General features: G+C 37.6%; 23 protein-coding genes and 2 pseudogenes. 2 read left to right on the top strand and 23 right to left on the bottom strand.

Features of this window, described 5'->3' with window-relative positions; genetic code table 11:
* From VNZ46_RS20965 to VNZ46_RS20935, 7 genes and pseudogenes are all read right to left on the bottom strand, one after another.
* The gene (locus tag VNZ46_RS20965) at positions 1-594 is read right to left on the bottom strand and encodes an acyltransferase (protein ID WP_325562266.1); all 594 of its coding nucleotides are present in this window, start codon (positions 592-594) and stop codon (positions 1-3) included.
* On the bottom strand, positions 587-1,726 hold the full coding sequence (locus VNZ46_RS20960; RefSeq protein WP_325562265.1) for a hypothetical protein: 1,140 nt from the start codon (positions 1,724-1,726) through the stop codon (positions 587-589). The genes VNZ46_RS20965 and VNZ46_RS20960 overlap by 8 nt, the downstream gene beginning before the upstream one ends.
* The gene (locus tag VNZ46_RS20955; protein WP_325562254.1) at positions 1,723-2,307 is read right to left on the bottom strand and encodes an acyltransferase; all 585 of its coding nucleotides are present in this window, start codon (positions 2,305-2,307) and stop codon (positions 1,723-1,725) included. Before VNZ46_RS20955 ends, VNZ46_RS20960 begins: the two co-directional genes overlap by 4 nt.
* Before the next feature lie 9 nt (positions 2,308-2,316).
* Positions 2,317-2,520: pseudogene (locus VNZ46_RS29425) on the bottom strand (DapH/DapD/GlmU-related protein); the annotation flags it as partial.
* A 337-nt stretch (positions 2,521-2,857) separates the two neighbouring features.
* A complete protein-coding gene (locus tag VNZ46_RS20945; RefSeq protein ID WP_325562250.1) occupies positions 2,858-4,171 on the bottom strand; it encodes a polysaccharide biosynthesis protein in 1,314 nt (437 codons plus the stop codon).
* Complete coding sequence (locus tag VNZ46_RS20940) at positions 4,172-6,526, bottom strand: GumC family protein (RefSeq protein ID WP_325562248.1); 2,355 nt, start codon at positions 6,524-6,526, stop codon at positions 4,172-4,174. It abuts the gene before it with no gap.
* A gap of 18 nt (positions 6,527-6,544) precedes the next feature.
* Positions 6,545-7,327, bottom strand: a complete 783-nt coding sequence (locus tag VNZ46_RS20935) for a polysaccharide biosynthesis/export family protein (protein WP_325562246.1) — start codon at positions 7,325-7,327, stop codon at positions 6,545-6,547.
* Positions 7,328-7,575: 248 nt separating this feature from the next.
* On the opposite strand from VNZ46_RS20935, the gene VNZ46_RS20930 reads away from it, so the two are divergent.
* Entirely contained in the window at positions 7,576-8,586 is a 1,011-nt protein-coding gene (locus VNZ46_RS20930; RefSeq protein WP_325562245.1) for an acyltransferase, read from the top strand.
* An 8-nt stretch (positions 8,587-8,594) separates the two neighbouring features.
* A complete protein-coding gene (locus VNZ46_RS20925; protein WP_325562243.1) occupies positions 8,595-9,674 on the top strand; it encodes an acyltransferase in 1,080 nt (359 codons plus the stop codon).
* Positions 9,675-9,734: 60 nt separating this feature from the next.
* Here the strand turns inward: VNZ46_RS20925 and VNZ46_RS20920 are convergent, their stop codons facing one another.
* From VNZ46_RS20920 to VNZ46_RS20845, 16 genes and pseudogenes are all read right to left on the bottom strand, one after another.
* Positions 9,735-11,330 carry a hypothetical protein gene (locus tag VNZ46_RS20920; RefSeq protein ID WP_325562241.1) on the bottom strand — a complete coding sequence of 532 codons (1,596 nt, stop codon included), beginning with the start codon at positions 11,328-11,330 and terminating at the stop codon, positions 9,735-9,737.
* 24 nt (positions 11,331-11,354) lie between these two features.
* Positions 11,355-12,491: an MraY family glycosyltransferase gene (locus VNZ46_RS20915; RefSeq protein WP_325562239.1), complete on the bottom strand. Its 1,137-nt coding sequence runs from the start codon at positions 12,489-12,491 to the stop codon at positions 11,355-11,357.
* A 96-nt stretch (positions 12,492-12,587) separates the two neighbouring features.
* Positions 12,588-13,406 (bottom strand): glycosyltransferase, encoded by an 819-nt coding sequence (locus VNZ46_RS20910; RefSeq protein WP_325562237.1) that lies wholly within the window; start codon positions 13,404-13,406, stop codon positions 12,588-12,590.
* Between the two features lie 55 nt (positions 13,407-13,461).
* Complete coding sequence (locus VNZ46_RS20905; protein ID WP_325562235.1) at positions 13,462-14,175, bottom strand: glycosyltransferase; 714 nt, start codon at positions 14,173-14,175, stop codon at positions 13,462-13,464.
* Complete coding sequence (locus VNZ46_RS20900) at positions 14,172-15,005, bottom strand: glycosyltransferase (RefSeq protein WP_325562233.1); 834 nt, start codon at positions 15,003-15,005, stop codon at positions 14,172-14,174. The genes VNZ46_RS20905 and VNZ46_RS20900 overlap by 4 nt, the downstream gene beginning before the upstream one ends.
* Positions 15,006-15,009: 4 nt before the next feature.
* Positions 15,010-16,353 carry an O-antigen polymerase gene (locus tag VNZ46_RS20895; protein ID WP_325562231.1) on the bottom strand — a complete coding sequence of 448 codons (1,344 nt, stop codon included), beginning with the start codon at positions 16,351-16,353 and terminating at the stop codon, positions 15,010-15,012.
* On the bottom strand, positions 16,340-17,176 hold the full coding sequence (locus tag VNZ46_RS20890; protein ID WP_325562229.1) for a glycosyltransferase: 837 nt from the start codon (positions 17,174-17,176) through the stop codon (positions 16,340-16,342). Before VNZ46_RS20890 ends, VNZ46_RS20895 begins: the two co-directional genes overlap by 14 nt.
* On the bottom strand, positions 17,169-18,425 hold the full coding sequence (locus VNZ46_RS20885) for an O-antigen translocase (protein ID WP_325562227.1): 1,257 nt from the start codon (positions 18,423-18,425) through the stop codon (positions 17,169-17,171). The genes VNZ46_RS20890 and VNZ46_RS20885 overlap by 8 nt, the downstream gene beginning before the upstream one ends.
* A 9-nt stretch (positions 18,426-18,434) precedes the next feature.
* A complete protein-coding gene (locus VNZ46_RS20880; RefSeq protein ID WP_325562225.1) occupies positions 18,435-19,532 on the bottom strand; it encodes a DegT/DnrJ/EryC1/StrS family aminotransferase in 1,098 nt (365 codons plus the stop codon).
* Positions 19,529-20,002, bottom strand: coding sequence for an acyltransferase (locus tag VNZ46_RS20875; RefSeq protein ID WP_325562223.1), 474 nt, complete (start codon positions 20,000-20,002; stop codon positions 19,529-19,531). Before VNZ46_RS20875 ends, VNZ46_RS20880 begins: the two co-directional genes overlap by 4 nt.
* A 2-nt stretch (positions 20,003-20,004) precedes the next feature.
* Positions 20,005-20,931: a DegT/DnrJ/EryC1/StrS family aminotransferase gene (locus VNZ46_RS20870; protein WP_325562221.1), complete on the bottom strand. Its 927-nt coding sequence runs from the start codon at positions 20,929-20,931 to the stop codon at positions 20,005-20,007.
* The gene (locus VNZ46_RS20865) at positions 20,932-21,861 is read right to left on the bottom strand and encodes a hypothetical protein (RefSeq protein ID WP_325562219.1); all 930 of its coding nucleotides are present in this window, start codon (positions 21,859-21,861) and stop codon (positions 20,932-20,934) included.
* A complete protein-coding gene (locus VNZ46_RS20860) occupies positions 21,848-22,273 on the bottom strand; it encodes an FdtA/QdtA family cupin domain-containing protein (protein WP_325562217.1) in 426 nt (141 codons plus the stop codon). The genes VNZ46_RS20865 and VNZ46_RS20860 overlap by 14 nt, the downstream gene beginning before the upstream one ends.
* Positions 22,263-22,688 (bottom strand): FdtA/QdtA family cupin domain-containing protein, encoded by a 426-nt coding sequence (locus tag VNZ46_RS20855; RefSeq protein WP_325562215.1) that lies wholly within the window; start codon positions 22,686-22,688, stop codon positions 22,263-22,265. Before VNZ46_RS20855 ends, VNZ46_RS20860 begins: the two co-directional genes overlap by 11 nt.
* The gene (locus VNZ46_RS20850) at positions 22,685-23,740 is read right to left on the bottom strand and encodes a Wzz/FepE/Etk N-terminal domain-containing protein (protein WP_325562213.1); all 1,056 of its coding nucleotides are present in this window, start codon (positions 23,738-23,740) and stop codon (positions 22,685-22,687) included. Before VNZ46_RS20850 ends, VNZ46_RS20855 begins: the two co-directional genes overlap by 4 nt.
* Positions 23,741-23,767: 27 nt before the next feature.
* Positions 23,768-24,349 (bottom strand): annotated as a pseudogene (locus tag VNZ46_RS20845) (capsule biosynthesis protein); the annotation flags it as partial.

Here is a 24,349-nt window from a genome sequence, read left to right as displayed (position 1 = left end):
TTAACCTATTAACCAGGCCCTGTTCTCCGCAAGGAATTCACAGGGGTTATAGTTCAACTCTTCAATTCTCTTTTTAGAGATCGGACTTGCAGGCGTTCCGGTTACAACATGATAGGGAGCGACATCTTTGGTCACTACCGCCCTGGCTCCTACAACCGCTCCTTTTCCAATGCTGATCCCTGGCAGGAGCATCGCTCCTGTCCCGATCCAGACATAATCTCCTATCGTGATTTTACCTTTTACGTGTTTCCATCCAGGATCGTTCAGATCATGAGAAGCAGTGAGGATCTCCACGCCGTCATTGATACAAACCCGTTCGCCGATTTGGACCTCATCGTGTAATGCAATATGGACGCGGCCCAGAAAGCTGAGTTTCCCCACTTTCAGGTTGCGTTTGTGGCCTTCTATTCTCACCAGGCCAATTTCTGCCAGCGGGTGAATTTCCGCCCCCTTTAGCCCCAGGCGAAACCGCTTCCAGTTTCTTCCCAGCACAGAAGGGAAGAGCAAAAATCTTTTTGCCCAGGCGCGGTAAAACAGTGGAGAGCTGAGCGGGAACCTGGCCCGCTTGTTCCATAAATATCTTAAGCTAGCCATAGGATTTCGCGTTGGAGAGGTTCGCAATAAATTGTTCTGAAACCGATCTGACTGAAGCATTGCCGGAGAAATCGGGTTGCACCTGGAAAAACCGGGCCAGCTTGCCCCTTTCGTAAACCGGTTTATGAAGTGGATTTGGTTGGTGAACAGGCCCAAACGGTTGCCATTCGCGGGCAACACAAATCAGATGAATTCCATGAGCCGTCATTGCTGCAACAGCGCCACTTTTTTCTGCAAGCAGAATGGGCGTGGTAAACAATCCGAACCAAAGCTCTGTAAGTAATTTCGAAAGCTGGGTATTGTCCAGCTCCCCTGAAATGGTCACAGGTAATCCGGCCTGTTCCCAGTCTTTAACTACATTTCTTTGTTCTGGGCCGTTTCTGCCGGCCACAATAAGTTTTAGGTTTTTATGGTTTCGTTTTGCATAATCCGCAGCTTCTGCCGCAAAGGCTTTAATGGGTGCTCCAGAATGTATGCCTCCAAAAAGAACGATACTAAGCTCATCCGCCAGGGTATAATCCTGCTTCATTTTTTGACTGATGCGATAAGGGTCTACAACAGGAATATTAGAGAAAAGAGGAAGTTTCTGAACTGTATCCGTCAGTTTTTTCAGTTCGCAGAGATAAACAGAGCAATGGGTATGTACCAGAACAGGCTTTAGTTTTCTGAGTAGCCCTTTGATCAACCGCCGTTGTGCCATGCCCAGCAACTGGTGCTTCACAGGACTCTGCCTATCCATTCCGATCCAGAGTTCGTGAAACATAATGTGCCATTTCAGGTCTGTGCCCAGCTGCTTCAGAATTCCGGACAACTGATAAGGCAAGCCTTTAGGATGAAATGAAAAAGGAACAAACTGAAGGCTCATAAAATCCGGATCTATGGCGCGAATAAAGGAACTTGCTTTGGTCACTTTTTCTTTTGCAGATAAATCGGCCGGAAGCCTCAGCTCAAGAGGCTCACCATTACCCAGCGGTATCAGAGATTGAAAAGTATACCTTATAAAGGGATCATTTAATGCAAGAGCCCATATTTGGTGACCATTTTTGATCAGTTCTTTACTCAGCTTCCTCACATAATCTCCTACGCCATCCTTCCCGGGCTCCAGGCCTCCACATACAAAAACAATCCTCATTGCTTCCTCCTCTCTCCGATTTTATATGCCGGAACACCCGCCCATATTTCCATCGGCATTACCGTTTTTGTGACAACTGCTCCGGCACCAATCACGGCACCATCTCCTATCTTTACACCTTTTAAAACGACCACATTACAGCCCAGCCAAACATCTTCGCCAATGGAAATCGACGCAGCCGGGCAATCCTGTTCACGCATAGGTGATCCAGGTTCAATTCCATGGTTGTGGTCTATAAACCGGCATCCGGAGGCAATTAAAGAATGATCTCCAATGCAGATATGGCTGGTAATATTGAATTCACAATCCGATCCGATAAACACGTGATTGCCGATCAGCACAGAAGGACCTGGTTTCCAGGCCCCATCATATTTAAAACGAATGCCTGTTTCCAGTTTACAGGCATTACCCAATGCAACCTGATGCGGCCAGTTCACCTTTATAGGGGGCAACAGCGTTTTTGAACCAATCCGCATGCCCTGCAGCCGGTACCAGGATTTTCTAATCCAGGCGCCAAAAACAGCAATCAGTCTGAACTTCAAAATAAAAAAGGCTTGATGGATGCTCTTGTTTCCTTCCATAATTTTTATCTATTGAAACAGTCTTTTATATTTTGTCTGGTAGCTGAGGTCCTTTCGCCGGGACCGGAGTAATTTTGCCGGCACCCCTCCCACAATTGAATAGGCCGCAACATCCTTGGTGACTACGGCACCTGCTGCTATTAAAGCTCCATAACCTATGGTCACCCCAGGCAGTATGGTGGCCCGGGTTCCGATCCATACGAAATCCTCAATATGAACAGGCTTTTCTCTTCCCTTAAAATCAGTTGCTTCTGTATCATGATCAGCGGTAAGAATGAGTACTTCCTGCGAAATTGACACGTTTTCGCCGATGCTGATTCCTCCGCGGTTATCGAGCCTGCACTTCTGATTGATCACCGAGTTGGCACCAACACTTAGGTTCCTGGCACAATCAAAACTGCAATGCATAAAAATAGAGCAACCAGGCCCCAGGTTCAGATGCATCACTTTACGGTAATAAAAATTCCTGATCCGCTGAGACGGAAAACCAGCAATCCATTCATTGCAGAGATATAGTCTCAACTCAGAAAGCAGCCCTTTAAACCTAAATTTATTCTCCCGCTGCTCCATAAACTGATTTGAGTTGAAAACTTCGATACAGAAAATAACCACAGTATAAAATCAGACCGACCAATGCACTGATGATAGAAAGAACCAGAACGTTGGTTAACAGCCTGAGATTTATGAAACAGATGAGCAATACCTGGGCGAAGATGCTGACCGAGATGTGCAGCACAGGCGAAATGGCCCAGCCTCTGGCTACGGAAAGGTAATTCGCGATACCCGACATTAAAACGATACATCCGGATAGGGTAACCAATAACAAGGGTATTTCCAGATGCTGATATTTTTTTCCGAGAATATAAAGCACGGGGCCAGGAAAAAAATAGACGACACTACAAGCTACTGCACTGATGAGCAGCAAGAGTAAAAGGATCTGAAAAAATCTCATGATCAGCAGGCCTGGTTGTTCCGGTAACCGGGCAAAACGGGGTATCACCAGCGTGGAAAACATAACTGTAACGATACTGAGTAACCCGGCAATTTTTTCTAATGCGCCAACTTGCGCGATAGATTCGGTATTGCCAAAAATAGAAATCAGCCATATAGTGATTTGACTGGAAGCGCAGTAATAAATAGTGCTGGGAATGGTTCTCTTCAGCATTTGCTGAATATCCCTGCGAACTACCCGGTCTTCTTTCTGCTGAAGATCGGTAAACTTCAGTGCGATCTTTTTTAATTTGATATTGGCCCACAACCTGGTCACCCCACCGGCCAGCATAGCGACAATGGTAAAGGGAAAGAACAGGAGTGCGCTGAGCAAGAGAACAAAGCGGGTGCAGTTTGCAAAAACCTGATTCTTTTGCAGGGCATTAATGTCTTGATTGAGTTTTAAAGGCACTTCGAACAAGGTATCGGATAAGGCAGCGTAAAAAGCAGGGATCATCGAAACGGCTATTCCCAGTGCCATCAGCCATGAAGCTCCATGGTGCAGGAGTAGATAAATCAATATTGGTGTACTAACGAGAAGTGTCAAGAGCGCAAATCTTTGCCGCAAATGAATGCCGGTAATGATCACCTGCCCCAGCTTCTTTGGATCCTGCCAGACTTTTCCACCTGCAGCGAGGGTACCTGCGCCTATTCCACTGTCGGCCAAAACAGTTACTGTAGCCAGCATCGTATTGGCTAACGTGTACAGGGCATATTCCTTGGTAGGCAGCAGGCGGATAATTAAAATACCGCTGATCAGCCCTAAAGCTTGCACCAGTAACTGGGCTAAACCGGTAACAGAGATGAGCCTTCCCCACTCCAGCAGCCTGGAATAGTAAGTATGTACAGGGATTTTACCGCTCATCGTCTTCATTTAGCTTTTTTTAAACCATTTTAAAAATGAACCCCGTTTGGTGTTCTTTTCTTCATAACCGTATCCATAGCCGTAACCATATCCATAACCGTAGGCCTGGGTATATTTAATGTCATTAACCAGAATGGCGATGTTTTTCATCTTCTGACTGGTATAAATTTCCTGAGGGATATTGAGCTGATCTTTGTAGGTGCAGGCTTGTCTGACCACGTATAGATTAAGATCCGCATACTTACTTAACAACTGTGCATCGGTAACCAGACCAACGGGTGGTGCATCAAGTATTATGTAGTCAAAACGTTCTTTCAACTCCCGGAGTAGCGTTTCTGTCCGCTCGTTCATGATCATTTCAGCCGGATTTGGGGGGATTTGACCGGAACTGATGATACACAAATTGGGGTGTGTCCCGGTTGGCATAATGATGTTTTCCGGCAGCAGATCTTTGTTGACAATGTAATTGGTAAAACCAAAGTCCCGGCTGAGGTTCAGCTTATTGGTAAGGTTGGGCTTTCTCAGGTCCATTTCAATAACCACCACCTTTTTACCTGATATGGCCAGCACGGTGGCCAGGTTCAAAGAGATAAAGGACTTCCCTTCACCAGACATGCTGGACGTTAGGAGTATGGTTTTTTCCTCACTCTTTAGAAAAAAGGACAGATTGGTTCTCAGGGTCCGAAACTGTTCTGAAATAGGACTTCTGGATTCCTGATCAACCACGATGGTCTGACTGCTCCGGTCATTGTGACCAATTTCGCCAATAATGGGTACTTCGGTAAAACTGGCGATCTGATCTTTGGAGGTAATCCGGGTATTGAGCTTATCGGTCAGTAAAATCATCCCTACAGGCAAAAATAGCCCCAGCAGGAAACTATAGCCCAGTACATTGACTCTAATTGGACTGATTGGACCAAAAGATACCGGAGGTTCTATGATCCTGCAATTGGAGATATTGGATGTTTTGGAAATGGCTGTTTCTTCTCTCTTTTTGAGCAAAAACACATAGAGCTCCTGTTTAATTTGCTGCTGACGTGTTAAATCGAGATAAGTCCGCTCTACTGCAGGTACATTTTTTACCTGTCCGGCAATCATACTGGAATGCGACTGCAATCTGCTTCTGGAGATGAGTAAGGTTTTTCTTAAACTTCTTAAACTGGACAGCATATCTGCTCTTGCCCCTGCAATCTGGGCGTTCAGGTTCTGCATATAGGGGTTGTCTTCAGTTTGGCTCAGGCCCCTCTTTTCCTTCTCCATCACAATGCTGTTGAATCTTTCTACCATGGCACCAAAGCTGGGGTCTTCCAGTAGGGCTCCACTCGGCACAACCCGTTCTGAAGTTCCTGCTGCACTGAGGTATTTTTCAATAGAATTGAGGATGCTGATCTGTGTTTCTACCTTGGCCAGATCTTCAACAGATTCTTTAGTGGAACTGATGAGCTGTGTAGACTGTGCTGAAATATCGGCAAGTTTATTTTTCTGTTTAAAGTTTTGAACGGTTCCTTCGATATTACCGAGTTCTTTACTCACATAGAGCAGGCGGTTTTCAATGAAAGCAATGGTACTGTCGGCGACCCGGTTCTTATCTTCCAATGTACCGTGAATGTATGCTTCGATGAGTTTATTCAACACATCTTCCGCTTTTTTGGGGGTTTGATCGGTGAAGTCGAGCGCCAGAATTTTGACCATTACAATAGGAATGCTGACATCCAGGCTTTTCATAAAGCCCATAGCGGTTTGTCCTACCCTATCTACCTGTATGGTATATTCCTGACCCGGAACCGCTTCTTCAGTGCCTTTTTCTATCTGTATTTTGCCCAGGCCCGGAATCTGGAATTGCTGATAGAAGCTTACCTGCCGGCTAAAGTCTTCTCCGTTAACAGCGATTTTGTTTCCTTCCATTTTGACTTCCAGCACCTGAGGAAAAATGCTGTCAGGAGAATTAAAAAGCCGTAAAATGAATGGGGAGGTTTTGTACAGTTCTACCTTTCTGATCTTACCTTTATGATAGTAAGTAATGTAGGATTTCAAATCACGGACTACTTTCTCCATCAGGTGCCTGGTTTTTAAGACTTCGGCTTCCGCATCGGCGCTGTTCCCCATTCCAAACTGTGCACCAAAGGCCTTGGAAATGGCGTCATCGCCTGGATTAGGCGCCTTGTCTTCGGTAATCAGAATTTTTGATGTTGTTTTATAGACTGGTGCGGTGTACCTTAAATAGAGAAATGCCAGAAAAAGGCATAAGCCAAGAGAGATTACAAACCAGTACCAGTTCTGGAGAAACCTGGCCAACAATTGTTTAAAGTTGAACTGATTTTTCTCTCTGAAAAAATCTCCTTGTGGTTGTTTAGGGTTGGTCATGTAGTTCTGCTATGGGAATTATAATCTTACTGCGGTAACGATGAGGGTGGCAACAGCCAGTATGATGGTGATGAACTGATTTTTCGGTGCATTATTGGCGGCTACTTTAGCTTTATTAGGCTCCACATAAATCACATCATTTTGTTTCAGGTAAAAATAAGGTGAGGCCATCAGGCTGGAAGAGCCCAGGTCCAGACGGATCACATCTTTCCAGGTTCCATAATCACGGATCAGCATGATGTTTTGTCTTTTGCCATAGATGGTGAGATCTCCCGCCAGAGAAATGGCATCTAATATGCTAACCTTTTCGTTCGGTACAATATAGGAGGCGGGTTTGGCTACCTCTCCCAGTACCGTAACCTTAAAATTAGCGAAACGCAGCTGTATGGTGGGGTTTTTATAGTATTTAACGGCCTTTGCTCTGACGGCTTCCTTGGCATCCATTGTGTTGAGGCCCGCTACTTTGATCATACCCAGCATAGGCAACTCCACATAGCCATTTTTATCTACCAGAAACCCGCTCACTGCACCAGTGACTGCCGAAGCAGTTGCCGACGGGGGATTTCCGGTTTGGTTAACCGGCAACGAAGCGGATGGGTCTATTGTTTGTACGGTAATGCTGAGAATATCGTCGGCCTGGATGAGTGGTTCATGAAACTCTGTTGCAGGGATTTGTTTTACCCTGGAGGAATCCAGATCGGAGAAGTAAATCGCATTTTTGGTGCTTCCACAGGAAAAACATAGTGCGATGAACACCAGGACTCCTCCAAAGGCGCAAATTCTAGGTAGTTTTCTGATCATATAGGGTATTGAGATTAAATCCATTTACATCCTCTGTTACTATTCTTCAACTTCTTTGATAAATTAGAAATATCCGTTGCGACAAAGAATTAAGTAAATATAATTTCAACAACATTTAATTATTCAATTCGACCCGCTAAATACTGATAATGAACAAAGTGAACAAAAAAAAGCCCTGAAGCATCGCTTAATTTCGTTAGAAAATGAAGCATAATTGCATCTTTTAGGAATATTAACGCTAAAAATTGATGGCTAATAAAAATAAAATTACAAGTCTGGCCGCTTTACGGGGAATCGCGGTAATTGCAGTGTGTTTTTGTCATTTTAGTAAAGCTGCTGAAAATGGAGCTTACTTTTCCGGAGTTTTTAAATGGATGGAAGATTACGGGAAATATGGCTTACAGGTTTTCTTTGTCATATCTGGTTTTGTCATTCCATATAGTTTAGAGAAGAGTGGCTATGCTTTTCTTGATTATCCGAGGTTTTTATATAAGCGTCTTTTACGTTTGCATCCCCCCTATCTTGCCGCCCTGGCTTTCACCTTGTTTATCGCTGAAGTTTCTTATAGGTCAAGACATTTACCTAATCCGGAAAATTTAAGCACGATATTACAAAGCCTCTTTTATTTACATGCGCCTATTGATAATCCGGTTTTCTGGTCCTTACGGATAGAGGCTGAGTATTATCTGTTTATTGGTTTATATTTTATCCTGCTTAAAAAGTATCCTTTTGTTGCAGTTGGTGCCGGCATTCCAATACTGACCATTCTAAGCCAAACCCATCTTGTTGATTATTGCGGCCTATTTAACTTTATGGTATTTTTCATGATTGGTACTGTTGGATTTCTTGTTTACAACAAGTCTTCAAGGCCCTGGTTAGAGCAGGCTTTACTGGTTTTTCTATTGGTATTTTGTTTCCTGTTCTACGAACAAGGTGCTGCTATAGCCGCTTTGTTTACTATATCGGTCATTTTGTATGTGAACAAGAATTTCCATTCTGTTCTGGAGCATCCGGGAGAGATTTCTTACTCGCTGTACTTAATTCACTTTCCACTGGGAATTAAATTCATGAACCTCATGATGCGGACAACCAATGGGGCATACGTCTGGTGGCTGTTTGTGGGTGCATTTTTCCTGTCCTATGCCTGTGCATGGATTTTCTGGCGTTTGATAGAAAGGCCTTGCATGAAGCTTTCTCAGAAAATTAAATATACAGCAACAAGAACTGCTGCTGTTCCGCTCCCTGTTCAAAGCCTATAATTAACTCCATGAAAAGAATACAAAGTTTAGACGGCGTTAGGGGAACCTTCATTATCATGGTCATCATTGCGCATGCCCTGGAGACCATACCTGGTTTTGAGCAGAATCATCAAATGGCGACTTATTTCATCATCAATACGGGGCAGCTGGGGGTTAAAATGTTCTTTGTGATGAGTGGTTATCTGATCACAAAATTGCTGCTCTTAGAAAGAGAAAAAACCGGAAGAGTAGATTTAAAAGATTTTTACCTGAGAAGGATGTTCAGGATTTTCCCGACTTTCTTTCTTTACATATTTGCCCTACTTATCTTGAAATGGACGTTTGTTCCTGATATCTTCACCCATTACTCGCTTATTCTGGTTGCAGTCTTTTATCTATGGAATTATAAACATTTTTTTTTAAGCTCACATCCGGAGGACAAAGGAAACTGGTTTTTGGGGCATTTCTGGTCTCTGTCTATGGAAGAACAGTTCTACCTGCTATGGCCGGTTACTTTTGTACGTTTTCGAAGAACAACATTGATTAAAATTGTAGTGGGGATTGTGCTGATTATGCCTTTGCTCCGGGTGGTTACTTTTCTATGTTTCCCCGCAAGCAAGCCCTATGTTGGAGATATGCTGCATACCGGAGGGGACGCCATCTTGATTGGCTGTCTGGCTGCCTTGGTGGAGGAAGGACCAGGTTTCAGGGAGCGTTACATGAAATATTTCCAGAATTCCAGTATTATAGCCGCTGTGGCCATTTTTTTATTTATACTGTCACCAATCCTCACTCTGAGGTTTAAAGCGGCTTACAACCTCACTATAGGCTTCAGCTTAAATAATTTGAGTATTATGATCTTATTGTACTGGAGTATGTATGTTCCTTCTTCAGTTTCAAAGTTCTTTAACACCCGGGTTATTTCGCAGCTGGGTGTTGCGTCTTATTCCTTATATGTGTGGCAGCAATTGTTCTTGACGACCAAAAATGATTTTTGGGTCAATCGCTTTCCCCAGAATATTGTTGTTGCTGTAGTTGTGGGGCTGGGTTCGCATTACTTTATTGAAAAACCGGTATTGAAATTGAAAAACCGGTTCAAAAAGGTGTAAAATGAAAACGGGATTCTCTGTTTCCATTGAATCCCGTTTATCTAATGTGAATGATACAGGCTACATGTCATAGTAGAAATTCCTGAATGAAGCCCGTAAGCCAATATTGATCATTTGCTGTTTATCTGTCCACTGGCTGTTGCTTTCTTTTCTGTAGGTATAACCCAGTTCCAGACGCAGGTTGTTTTTAGGGTTTAGGATATAGCCTATTTTTGCATCTGCGTAGATGAGGTTTGTTTTTAGGCCATGACCAATGTATACTCCTCTATCGTCTACCCTGGTTGTGTAAGACTTGTAAATATCTTTTCCATAATTTAGACCATTAATGTCTAAGCCATAGGTCGCCGCAGATAATTGAAAACGGGTATCGAATCTTTTCCAGCGATAACTTGCAATTCCTATATATTCTGCAAAATTGGCCCCCAGAGGATCAGCCAAAGATTGACCATAGTGCCCATAGTTTTTATAATGATCACTAGCGGAGTAAGAATAAGGCCTAACCCGGTTGGTTTCTACCTGCAAATTCAAATGATCTACATTAAATACATCAAATCCTTTAATCCCTAATTGACCACCTTGTTTATTTGCCCAATAGCCATCACCTTTAAATACTTCCTTTGCGGTGAATTCATTGATCATTAACTGTCCATAGGCCACATAACGGTCTGAGATTTTATAACTGGCATTTAATCCCATTAAAGCTTTGTCCGGCGATCCATTGGAATATTCTGTGGGCCGCATAAACATAACTGGATTCACATAACTGAAATCAAAGCCTCTTGGTTTCCACATGATATTTTCGAAAAGTCCTAAACTCAAACGATTTGTAACGTTATAACTTAGGTAATGAAAAAGACCATATTTTTTGGGGTATGGTGTTTCGTCATCAAAAGGCGTATCATAGAAATCGATAAACTGCGCCCACATCGCCATATACCTTACTCGTCCTAAAGTAGCTGTTACTTTGAAAAACGGATAATTAAAGGCATTATCTGAAAGTAGCAAGGAACGATAACCATCTCCTATAAAGTTTTTATCATAGCCTAATTGAAGGTTGACATATTTCACGGGCGTATAAGAAAGTGTCCCTCCAGAATAAGCATAGTCAAATCCTCCTTTTCCATAGAGCTTTGCATAACCTTGACCTGGAACAACCTTATTGGCATTGATATAATCAGTTAAATAGCCCGGAAATTTAGCCTGGTTTTCGAAAAAATAACTGGTAAAAGAGAATTTCTTTCCAATGCTTCCTCCTAGTTCTACTCCACGGGTGTTTAACCAAGTCGTTTTGCTGTTCTGTTTACCAATTTGCAAATCCGGAAGGTAATCCAGGTAAAATGAATAATCTTTATCATTTACTTCCACGAGATGTTGGTGAAAGAGTTTTCGGAAAAGCCAGTTTTTGTATTGCCAGTCTTTTTCTTCTGGCATAGCCTTTTTCAGTAAACTATCTTTAGTTACACTGTCTATATCACTTACGATATAGGGCAATATGGCTGTATGACTTGTTTTGGAATTATTGAAATAAATTTCCTTTCCTAATTTTCTGTTCAAGTCCTGCCCTAAGGGCAACAATTCAGACTGCCCGTAGGCTGTTGTACTCAATATTGTAGCAAATAAGATACAATATAAGATTCTAAGTTTAGTAAAGGTCATCCAATAGTTACTAGTTTAAATGCATTAATTCTCTGATATTTTTTCGAGAACCTGCTCTCCAAAGCTTTTTTCTTTAACAGCTGGTCCTGCGGTAACAGTATTAACGACAATTGGTCTTCTATATTTCCCAATATACAAGGTTAATAGTCCGTTTGAACAAAGAGCAGTTGCAATGATTAGGCCAACTAGCTGAGCATTACCCAGAAACTGAAGAGAAACAGCCATGACAACAAATAATGAATTTGTAACCGTTAAGATCAGTGTAGATTGAACATGGCTTAAACCCAAACTCAACAAGCGATGGTGCAAATGGTTGCTATCTGCCGTGAAGGGTGATTTTTTATTGAGCATTCTGAGGGTAAAGACACGAAGTGTATCAAAAACAGGAATTATCAGAACAGCAAGGACAAGTCCGAGATTTGCCGTAATAGGAACAACACCAAAAGAGATTGCTTTAGCATCTGATAAATTTAAGAATTTAATGCTTAACACGACGGAAATGAATCCTAAAACCAAAGAACCACAATCTCCCATGAAAATTCTGGCGGGTGTGATGTTATAGAATAAAAAGCCAATAAGCGCACCTGTTAAGGCTATAGCAAGGTAAGCCCATCCAATTTCCCCTGCCTGAAAAAATAGGAACGCATAGGTTAAACTTACCATTACTCCTAAGGAAGCGGCTAAGCCATCTATGCCATCAATAAGATTAAAAGCATTGACTACTCCTACAATAACAATTACGGTCAGCGCAACGCTGGCATAGTAATTCATATGACCAATACCAAAAATTCCATGCAGGTTTTCAATTCTTAAATCAGCTATAATCGCGATAATAAAGGCATTTGCAAATTGTGCTCCGAACTTAATTAATGGACTTAGCCCGATCATATCGTCCTTCAATCCAATCATAAAAAGAATTAATCCCGCCGCCATTAATAAACGCGCATGCGGTAATAAGGCTGTTGGAATAAATAATGAACAGGAAAAAATGAATGCAGTAAATATAGCAACACCTCCAAAATTAGGAATGATACGTTTATGAATCTTTCTGGACTCAGCAGGAGCATCAAAAAGCCGCTTTCTAACTGCTAAAGTTATGATTGGTGGTATTGCAAATACGACAAGCAATAAGCTTGTTAGGAAGATGGTAGTGAGAAGCATAATTTCTTTTTTTATGTGTCCTATCGTTGTAAACAACAATAGAGCCAAAAACGCTACAAAAATAGAAAAATTAATCGCTTTTTAATCTCAGAATCTTTATTTCTCTATACTTCTCAGAACTTTACTATTTAAAGCCTTCCTTTCGTTATCAAAAAACCACCCCCATTTATTAAAATACTTAACCGCTGATAGCATATGAATCCTCAAAAGTTTTCCATTTCTATAGGATTCTTTAGCGTGTCCATGGATAACAGAAACTTCTGGATAAAAAATGGTTTTTGCTACCCCATGGATTCTCCTGGTTAAATCATAATCTTCCAGGTACATAAAATACCTGGGGTCAAATAACCCAGATTTTTCAAATACTTCAGTTCTAACAAACATGAAGCAGCCGGAAAGACAAGGAGTATTTAAAATACTATTGTAATCAAAATTGTGGAGCTCATAACTTTCATTTTGCCTCTTTGCCCAATTTGTATTTCCAAAAAATCTTCTTCCAATTAGATCAAATGGGGTCGGAAGTAATTTACATAATCGTTGTAATGAGCCATCTTCATAATACACTTTAGGCATTAAAGAGCCAACATCACGATTAGATTCCATAAAAGCATAGATATTTTCCAGAGTTCCATCTTTAAAAGTAATATCTGGGTTCATAACAATGTGATACTTCGCTCCTTCCTCAATAGAGTGCTTAATTCCTATATTATGCGCTGAACCATATCCAACATTTCGATTATTAAAAAAATAAAAAATTCTTCTATCTGTAGAAAGAACTTTAAGATTATTAATTGGAGAATTATCAATTAAATAAAGTCGAATATCCAATTCCGTATTTAAAACAGACTGAATAGTTTTTTTTATCTCATTGACATCATTGTCATATATTACTATTGAGATATTTATTTGTGCCATATAATTTCGCGTTAATTACGTCTCGTTAAAAACTTCAATTATTCTAATAATGCAGTTAGAAGTTTGATTTTAAAAGATTTAAGAGCAAGAAATATCTGAATTTGACTTTTTCAAATAAAGTATAGTTGCTTTTTCCAGTCGAAGTTGTTGATATATTATTGCTATGTTTCCTATAAAACACCAGTGATTCTTCAACGAACTTTACTTTAAAAAAAAGAATACTAACAAGTCCAATCCAACTGTCATGCATTGGAATTTTTGACGGGAAGGGTAATATTTTCTTCAGGATAATAGAATCAAAAGCTAGACAGCAACCTATAAAGCTGTTTTTAACTAAATTATTAATCAGTCCTGGTTTGGACCCATTAAATTCAAAAAAGGATTCATGCATTATTTTTTGTGAAGAGGAATCAAAAATGGATGCATCACTCAATACAAGAGCATAGCCTCGAGTAAGGAAATGGAGCATTCTTTCAACTTTATTGGGTTTCCAAACATCATCTTGATCGGAGAGGAAAATATATTTGCCATTGGCCTGTTTTATACAGAATTCGAAATTGAGCTTAACATCGTGAAAATCATTTGAGAACAATTTAATTCTTGAATCACCAAAAGATTTTATAATTTTCAATGTGTCATCAGTAGACGAATCATCCGAAATTATTATTTCATCTTTGTGAGATAATTGCATAAGTATGGATGAAAGCTGTTCTTCAATATATAATGCCCCATTATGCGTAGCCATGCAGACTGAAATCACCTCTCTCATATAAAATCGGAAAAGAAGATCATTATAAATTTAAGATCTTTAAAATATAAAGAGAGTTTGACAGCTCTTAAGCTTAAAGTTATAAAATATTGCAATCGCAATGATATCGATTTTGAAGCTCTTTTAGCATCCTCGCAGTAAATTTTAAACCTCTGTAATGCCTTAAAGGCATCAGACATATCCGTACTCGACAATTCGTGATTACAAATCATATCTACAAGGTAATATTCTTGATATTCTTTTTTAAATCTATTAACGAATTCAAAATCGCTAAAATAAAGTCGAATGTTTTCATCATATCCTTTCACTTTAAAAAAAGCATCAACCTTTATTAATAATCCGCTATTAAGAAAATTAGTATACTTCAAAGAATTAACTCCAGTATTAAACTGTTTCTTATGGGAGCCTCTATGTATATAGTAATTACATGGAGAATATATTTTATCATTGAATTTCAACATAGGAGCAAATAAATTCATCTTAGGATTTGCATTTACAGCCTTCAAATATTCTTTAATCCCATTCTCGGGTAAACAAGTATCTTGATCTAATAGTAGCAGTAACTTTTTTTTATTATTAAAAGCAAAGTCTGCTGCAGTATTATAAGCTTTACTTACTCCTGGATTCGTTGCATCATGAACGTATTTTATATTTAAATTTCTAAATGAGACAAGATGATTTTGATAATTACTAATTAGTGAATTATCGTAAATAAATACATCTGATTTTAAGCAATTCTGATCCAGTGATATTAGAGAAAGACTCTCTTCTAAAGGAGTATTGTATATAACTACAACAATCAAAATGTCCTTTACTAATAATTCTCCCATATACTTAAAAATTAGAATCATAGAGCCGCAACAAGCGCATTGTAAAGTAGCTAAGCACTAAAATTAACGGCAAAAAACATACAATGGACGTACATTTAAGTATCATCGTTGGCATATCTTGGAAAGCATATATAATGTTAATAGAAAAAAGCATATAAATTACCCCAAAAAGTATATGTTTCGGAAAAACAAAAAATAACTTATTGCGTAGGAAGGATACGAATATGCCAATTGTAAAACAATAAACCATTTGTATAAAATAGTTACCAAAATATAACATTGCAAAGTAGTTGTATCTTGGGTTAGGCCCAGAAGGAATATCTCCATAGTGATAGCTGCTGACGGCAAAACCGTTATCAGTTGGCAAACTTGTCCATGGAATAACTCTAAACATTCCCAAGGGATCTTTGAAAAGTTGAAGTAACGGTCCTTGTTTATCATGTAATTGAATAATTACATCGTTAGGTAATGCAAGAAAATAGATATCTCCAAATGATACAATTCTTTTACCTAGTAGCATCAAAGAGCTAGCAAAATTTGACTCATCCCCGAGCGTAGAAAGTTGGATTCCAATCACAAGAAATAAAAGTACAACAGAAGAAATAAGAAGAATTTTCTGCAATTTTCGTATTCTTTGAATCTGCCTTGCAATGTCGCGTCCCTTAATCTTCAACATATATATATTAAGAATAAAAAGATAATAGATAAGAAACAACAAGTTAGTTTTACTTCCAGAAACTATCATAGCGAACACTACAAAAAAAAGATAAAAATAATTATATATCTTTCCAGCACGGCTATTCATTGAATAAAAAATTCTATAGAATAGAAGAAAAGTGCCAATAGCACTTGAAACATCAAGTAGTCGCCCAAAGATACCAAAACCACTACCACCAGAATAGGTAGTCAATCTGCTTTCCATCAAAATAGGTAGCCCCACAAAAGTATAGGTCAAACATTGAGAAAAAAGATGCAATGCACTAGCCCAATAAAATAGAATTGTTATAAAATTATCATCAAATATCTTCTCTTCTCTAAGGGCAATCTTCTGGCTTACCAAATTATCTAAACTGCTTATGGGTTTAAACATAAAAAAACCTCCAATAAAAGCAAATTCTGTTAAAAGAAATGAATAAAAATAGTGGGATCTAATTTCATTTAAATAAAACAAGTAAAAAACGATAGCATTGGCAAGCCCCGATGTCAAAAAGATTAAGAACATAGGATCAAATATCGACAGAATATATTTTCTATAGATCAACAAATAGATTATTGTTAATACCAAAGAGAAGATGATCAGACTGTACAAATTATCCTCAGCTAAAAGAAAAAAGTCAAGATAATTCATGAATCAATACTTTAGCTCTAACCTTCATATATATCAAAGAGAGTTTAACAATTTGAACTGTTGCCAAATATCTGTAATACCAATTCGGAAATTGAAAATAGTTTTTAACAAAAGATGCGATAATTGAACTAAATATCTTATAATTTAATGCGTGAGAGGTATTCTTATCATGAATTCTATAAAGCGATACGGTCTTGTCCCAAAATAGTATTTTTTCTTTTGAGGCAGCTCTTTGAAAAAAATACCAATCTTCTGCTGCTAAATTTTCCGGGTATAGTCCTACCAGATTATAAATCTCTTTATTCACGAATAGTGTTGCTCCAGAAATCCCCAATCCCTGTATTGTCTGCTTAATAATACCGTCTACAGTATGGTAATTATCCTTATTTACTTGGTGATGTTCCATGGAGCTATCACCGACTTTTTCACCTTTAGAATTAATTACAGCTGCATCGCTCAACAGAACCAATTTATCGGGACTGTTCTCTAGTATACTTACCCTATCCTTAATTGTATTATTTATGAGGATATCATCACTTGGCAGCCAAACAATATATTTGCCATTGGCCCTATTAATTAATTCATTTGCCGTTGCACATATCCCTTTATTTGGCCTACATATATATATTACTTTTATTAAATGACTATTTTCTTCAATCCATTTTTTAACGACTTCTTCCGAATTGTCTGTAGATCCATCATTAACTATAATCAATTCTAGGTTTGAATATTCTTCCTGCAGTATACTGTCTAAAGACTCTTTAACATAACCTTCATGGTTATATAATGCAGTCAGAATAGAAACTAATGGTAATTTATTCATTTTTATAAAAGATTAATTTTCGGAAATGAAAAACCATATATAAGAAATATATGAAATAATTAAGAGCAAAGGCAATGGTCAAACCCGATATAGCAAATAAGTCGACGCAAAGATAGCCTAGTAAAAGGTAAATAATGCTAAATATTATTTCAGTAATGATGAATAACCTCGTCATTGCTTTTGCAAGCATGAGATAAGCAATTATCCAAGCTGCTATTTTAAAAAAATCACCAACCAGCTGAAAGAAAAACAACTTTTCCATTATTATGAAATCATTTGTATAAAGCACTTTAATAATAAAAAACCTCAATAGAAAAATCAATACACATCCGCAAAGCACTACTGGCAGGATCATTTTATATCCATAGAATATTTCATTACGTAATTCATTATCTGTCTTCAAAGAAGAAAGTTTAGGTAGATAGTAAGTACTTAGAGCTGTTGTAATTAATAAAAGATAGCCGTCAGAAATCCTCATAACACCCTGCCAGTAACCAGCTGAATCGATACCAAGTTTGTTGATAACCATATTTCTCAATACCATCTGAACAATTGGCGCAGTAAATACAGAAACCAATGTCATTATACTAAAACTACCTAATTTTTTCGCGAGATCTAATTCAAATGGCCTCTTAAAATACGACCAGGAGAACCACTTACTTTTCATCACAAAAAAAAGTGTTACAAAAAACACAACTGATTGGGATAAAACCAAGGAATATAATGCACCTTGAATTTTAAAAAAATAAACGAGTATAACTGTGAATATTAATCCAATAATACTACCAATTGAATTAACTATAGTGTACTTTCTTATTTCTTCTTTTCCATTCAATATGGATATCAATAAAGTATTAACGGAATAGAAAATTATTGTAATACCTAATACAGTTATGGCATTGGCATATACTGGAGATCTTAGCAGAATTGATGATACATATGTAGAAAAAGCTAATAATAAAATGCCTATAAACAAAGAGCAACTCACCGATACTTTTAATGCTGTACTGAATAATTTTTTTAATTTAAATTCAGAACTTCCATACTCGGCAGTATATTTAACCACACCGGTATTAATGGCACCATTTGATACAGTTAAAATTATTGTCATGAAATTTGTAAACTGTCCAACAATGGCTACTCCTGCAGGACCAGTAAACATAGCAACCGCTTTTACTGCGATAAATCCAGAAGAAATACGAATAAAGGTTATTATTGCAGCAAAGAAAGATGTTTTAACAAGTTTCACGTAAGCTATTTAGTAATGGTTTAAAACAGCAATAACTTTATCGACCTCTTCTTTCGTAGTTGTAGGTCCTAACGGCAGACTTAATACCTCTTTATGGATTTGCTCACTTATTGGAAAACTTAAATGACTAAATTCCACATAAGCATCTTGCTTATGTGGAGGTATAGGATAATGAATGAGCGTCTGAATATCGTTTTTACTAAGATACTCTTGAAGATGATTACGATCACCGGTTCTAATTACAAAAAGGTGCCATACATGTGCATCTTGATTTTCAACTTTAGGTAGCGAAATTTTTGGATTTTTTATCTCCCGTATATATCTGTCTGCGATTAGCCGTTTAATTTGGGTATCATCATCTAAATGTTTTAATTTAACGTCCAAAATAGCAGCTTGTATCTCATCCAAACGACTGTTTACGCCTTTAAATAAGTTTTCATATTTTTTCTTAGAACCATAGTTTAAAAGAGCACGTAAAATATTAGCTAATTTATCATCATTAGTTGTTATAGCCCCGGCATCGCCAAGTGCCCCAAGATTTTTGCCCGGATAAAAACTGAAACCAGATGCATCTCCAAAACTTCCAGCCCGTTTTCCATTTTTAAGTGCACCGTGAGCTTGAGCCGAGTCTTCTATCACCTTTAAACCATGTTTTTTAGCTATAGCGAGTATCGAGTCCATATCAGCTAATTGGCCATATAAATGAACAGCCAATATGCCCTTAGTCTTATTTGTAATTGCACCACCGATAAGTTTTGGATCGATATTATAGGATTGCAAATCCGGCTCGACCAATACAGGTACAAGTTGATTGGCGGATATTGCAAGAATACTTGCGATATACGTATTAGAGGGCACAATTATTTCATCTCCATCACTAAAAACCCCCATTTCCTTGTATGCTCTTAATATCAGAACTAGTGCATCCAAACCATTTGCAACGCCAATAGCATGCTTAACTCCGCAATACGAGGCAAAATTATACTCAAATTTTTTCAATTCTTCACCAAGAAGATACCAACCAGAATCCAATACTCGCTCAAGAGCATTCATCAGTTCGGTCTTATACTTTTTATTTATACTTTGAAGATCTAAAAATTTTATCATTTTATTTTTTTTATAAATCTTGCCGGTGCTCCGGCAATTAGTGAATAATCGCCAAAACTTGAATCAACAAAGCTATTTGCTGCAACGACACAAAATTTGCCGAGCGTTACGTTAGGCATAATGATAGCATTAGCACCAATCCAACTATCATCTCCTATTGATATTTCGCCCTCTACAATTGGATAAATTTTTTGTAGTTCTGGACTAGCATTTGGGCCAGAATCTACCATAATATTCACATTTTGCGCAATACTAACTCTTTTTCCGATAACTAATTTTGCCCTATATCCATTGAGAATCGTATTCATTCCAACATATGAACCTTCTCCGATTACGAGAGGATTTTCCGCTGAACCAAAAATAGAACAACGTTTGGCAATTTTCACACCATTCTCAATAGTAACGTTGTTTAAGGATGTACTTGGATCTACAAATACCTCTTCTCCTAAAATTATATTCGATGTCTTCATTACTAATTATTTTGATTAAGATAAAAATCAACAAGTGAAATAAAATAATCCAGATCCGAAGTGGTAAGCCTATGATGGCAAGGTATAAATAATGATTGCTCACCGTAAAAAACACTACATTCTACCCCATTTTGATAAAGAAATTTTTTTAAATCTAACGCATTCAGATGAGTTGGAAGTTCAAACATAAAAACTCCAGGAACAGCGCTATCTTCCAGTTCACCAAATCTACTTGGTAATCCAATTTCTTCAAATCTACCTTTAAGATAACTATAATTATTTCTTCTGGATTTAGAGATTGGATTTATAAATGGTATATAATGACTAAGAACACTCTTCAAATATGACTCCTCGTCAAAAGACATGCCTCGCTCTGCATTTAATTCCTTTTTTGAAACAAGCAAACCACCTATTTGGATTGGAAAGAACTTAGGAAAACTATAAACTAAATAATCACCCACAGTACCAACAGATAAATGACGGTCATTAGAATTAAAAGAATAAGCACAATCTTCTATTATTGGAATATTTAATCTTTTTAGGTCAATTAATTTTTCATAAGGAAGTCCAAATTCGTGGTTAATCAAGATGGCCTTAGTTTCTTCAACAACCTCTCTATTCCATTTACAAAATTTTTCAATTTCATTTGTCACGCAACTGCTTATATAAAAATTTTGCGTGGTAGTAATAATGCTTACAATTTCATTTTCTTGCAAGTGAAGTTCTCCTAAGGCAATATTTAATGCTTTTCTGCCATTCATAGTATATTTGAAGAACGAAGAACCATGTTTATCCTTAAAATATTGATCGCAGGAATCAGCCACTGGTAAATTGCTGTTCACCGCAATATCGGAGTTAGCAAAAGGGCTCAGTTTATAATTGGGCAATAAATAAGGATCCGGATTAATTACATGACCGTTATAAAGCATCTAAAACTCCTTTAAAAATGTTAGTTTAGGGGTAATTGTACACCCGATACTTTCTTTGAATTCACAAAGACCATAATTAGGCATACTTTCTTCAGTAGCAATTCCAATGTGGACGTATTTTTTATTCGCATTATGATAATATTCGAAAATTTTTGAAGAAATAAAGTTCATCGGCTTTGATAAACCAAACCCAGGTTTATCTCCCCAAAAAGGAACATACATAATGGATTCTGTAGCGTGGAACACAACTGCAGATGCAACACTTACTCCATTTTGCAGAACGATAAAAAAATCAGTTGGAATTACCTTCGATGTAGCAAGTATATCTTCCAAGCTCATATTTAAGGGCTTCCCCTTAAACTCCCGGTTTAGTTTAATGACTTCGTATACCTCTTCAATATCTTTATCGTCACATTTGATAAATTCGAAATTTTGTTTCAAACTTATTTTCAAATTCTTTTTTGCATTGTACCAAATGTGCTCAGAATAATTTGTCATCATCTTTAGATCTGCATAAAAATCCAAATCTAAATTATTTACGGTATATCCTCTTCTATAAAAAGCATTAATAAGTTTTGACAAAAATGACTCATTATAGATTAACGGAGGAAGAAGTATTTTAATTCCCTTAAGCTGATTGTCAAAAACATATTTTCCCAATAAATCTATAGCCGCCTCAATAGCTGAGATTTGCACATCTTGTCTTAAAAATGAAAATCCTCCAAACGGTGCCGAAAAAGGAGATATTAAATAACCATTTCTTATTCCACCAATAAACCCCAATCTATACTTAGAGTCTTTAAATAAAAAATATTTTACATCAGAGCATTTATTTCTATTTAAATCGTTAAAGTCAGCTGAATTAAAAATATGATATGGATTTTCAATTACTGATTTATATTCTATTTGATTTGACTCAACTATTTCCATTTTTATAATTTAAAAAACTACTAAAATCTCTGATATAATCCTTCTCTGAATAAATTTTTGATGCTAAAACAAGTAAAACAGAACCGGAAGAAAAGTTCACAAGATCACGCCATATTCCTGGTTTTATATGAAGTCCATAATACGGTCTATTTAAGGTAAAGGTCTTTGTATATTTTCCATCATTCAGAACAACATCAAAACTCCCACTAGCGGCAATAACTAATTGTTCTAGTTCATAATGTGCATGAGCTCCACGCGTTTCTCCACCGGGAACATCATACAAATAATATACTCGCTTAATTTCAAATGGAACTTCAACTCCACCATTAATTGCTGTCAAATTACCATCTCTGTTTTGTTGTTTAGGTAATTCAAGCAATTCACAATCAAAAATCGTATTCTTATTCTCCATCTAAAAGATTTAAAAATAGTTTCTTTTCATAAATATAGTCTGAAGGATCATAAAAGGTATTACTAACAATCAAAGCCAAAGAATTTGTCGAAAAGTTATCCATCTGTCTCCAAATCATGTTTGGAATGTAAAGCCCTCTATAAGATCTATTCAAATTAATTTTCATATCCTGTTTTCCATCATTTAATAAAATGTCGAAACTTCCAGAAAGTGCTACTATAAATTCCTTTTGCTTCTTAAACGCATGCCCGCCTCTTATTGAGCCACCAGGCACATCATATATCCAATAGCTTCTTTTAATATCAAACGGGATATGAGAGTTTTCCTCAAAAAATGAGAGATTACCTCTTTCGTCTAGAATTTTGGGTAATTCAATGAGTCGAATTTGATCGAAAAAAGTTTTATTTTTCTTCATATCTTTTTGACAATAAAAATGACGGTTGATAAGAACACAGCCAAAATCCCAAATAATACAGGAAATTTCAAATATCCTTTTGACGTTCGATCTAATGGAAAGATTGGTGAATCAACAATCTGAATCAATGGAGTTTCTTTCCTCAATGCAATACGAGAAAGCTCCAAGTTTTTCACAAGTTCTGATAGGAGGGCTTTATTTGCTTCTGCATTAAATTGAGAACGTTGAACAGGAGCAGTTCTTTGAAGCTGGCGTGTTGGATTCAAATTAGGTGTAGCGTCAGCAACAGCTGCAGCTGTAAAAATAGCACCATTCATTACTGATCTTACAGAGTCTGTTTTTTGCCTCAAAATTTCGACATTCTGCAATGATTTCTTTGTTTTTGTTTGTATGTAGAAATCATTCACATTTTTAACAATTTGATCATTAAAATTCTTCGCAAACTCTTCATTATCAGAGTTAACATCTACTTTCAAAATACTTAATTTCTTATCGGGTTTTGTTACAGTCAAATAATTCTTATTGATATCCTCTACAATCTTACCGATAATACTATCCTGCAGTCTACTAAGTGATTGTCCTGGAGGCAAATGAAAACTTATTCCATTTAATTTAGTATCTTTTCCCCATTTCTGACTGAGTCTATTAAATTCAATATAAGACTCTATCAAAAAATGTTTTGAGTCACTATTTAGTGGGCTCAATAAAGTCTTTTGAATCATTGTTCTTGACTTATACAATTCTAAAATATTATCTCCCTGAAATATACCGCCTCCACTATTTCCAATATCCAAGCCAACCATTGAAGCCAGACCTGCATATTGTCCTAAACTGCCTGTATTTTCGCCACTTTCCAATACGAAGGTAGTGGTAGCCGTGTATACCGGTTTTCTGAAATACGCATACGTTAGGCCCATTACTCCCCCCAAAACCGCCGCTAAGACCAGAATCCTCCACTTCGACAATAAGTATCTAATTCCTGACTTGATTCTTTCAACCAAATCCTTTAGAGAAATCTCGTGTGGGTTACTAATATTACTTTCTGAATTCATAGAATGATAACTTAAGAAATATGAGGATTATCTCAACAGACTAACCACGATAGCCGCCAACGAAGCAACAGCTGTTCCAATCCCAATCCAACTTTGTGCCGTCAATCTTTCTCGTTCTGCACGCTTAGGCACCAGAATTTCTGCACCAGGTTTTACTTTTGGATAGTTGTTAAAGAACAAAAATTTCTTCGCCGCTTCAACAGATCCGTTTGCGTACTTAATATACGCTCCGCCTCTTAACGCATTGCTTGTAAAACCACCTGCGCCATTCACATAATCTTTAAATCCTCTGCTAGAGGTGTAAACAATACTATTTGGATTCAACACTTCACCGGTCACCTTAACCGTTTGCAGCTGCCTTGGTACACGAATCACATCTCCATCTTCGACAATCAAATCTATTTTAGAAAGTGGCTTTTTAAGAATACGTTCCAAGTCAATACCCACTAAATCCGACTGGATCAATTTTTGTTCTACATCTGCCTTAAGCGTATCCTTCACACCGGCCTCTTGAGCACGTTTAAGCCCTAAAAGCTTCTTATCCTCCTCTTCTTTGTTATTGATCGCATTCTTATCTTTAGGATTTACCTTTTCCGCACCCGGTCTTTT

Origin of the sequence: Pedobacter sp. (assembly GCF_035566355.1) — a bacterium.
Taxonomy (GTDB): Bacteria; Bacteroidota; Bacteroidia; order Sphingobacteriales; family Sphingobacteriaceae; genus Pedobacter.
Note: the sequence above shows the minus strand (reverse complement) of the source record. Positions and strands in the feature narration are given on the sequence as shown.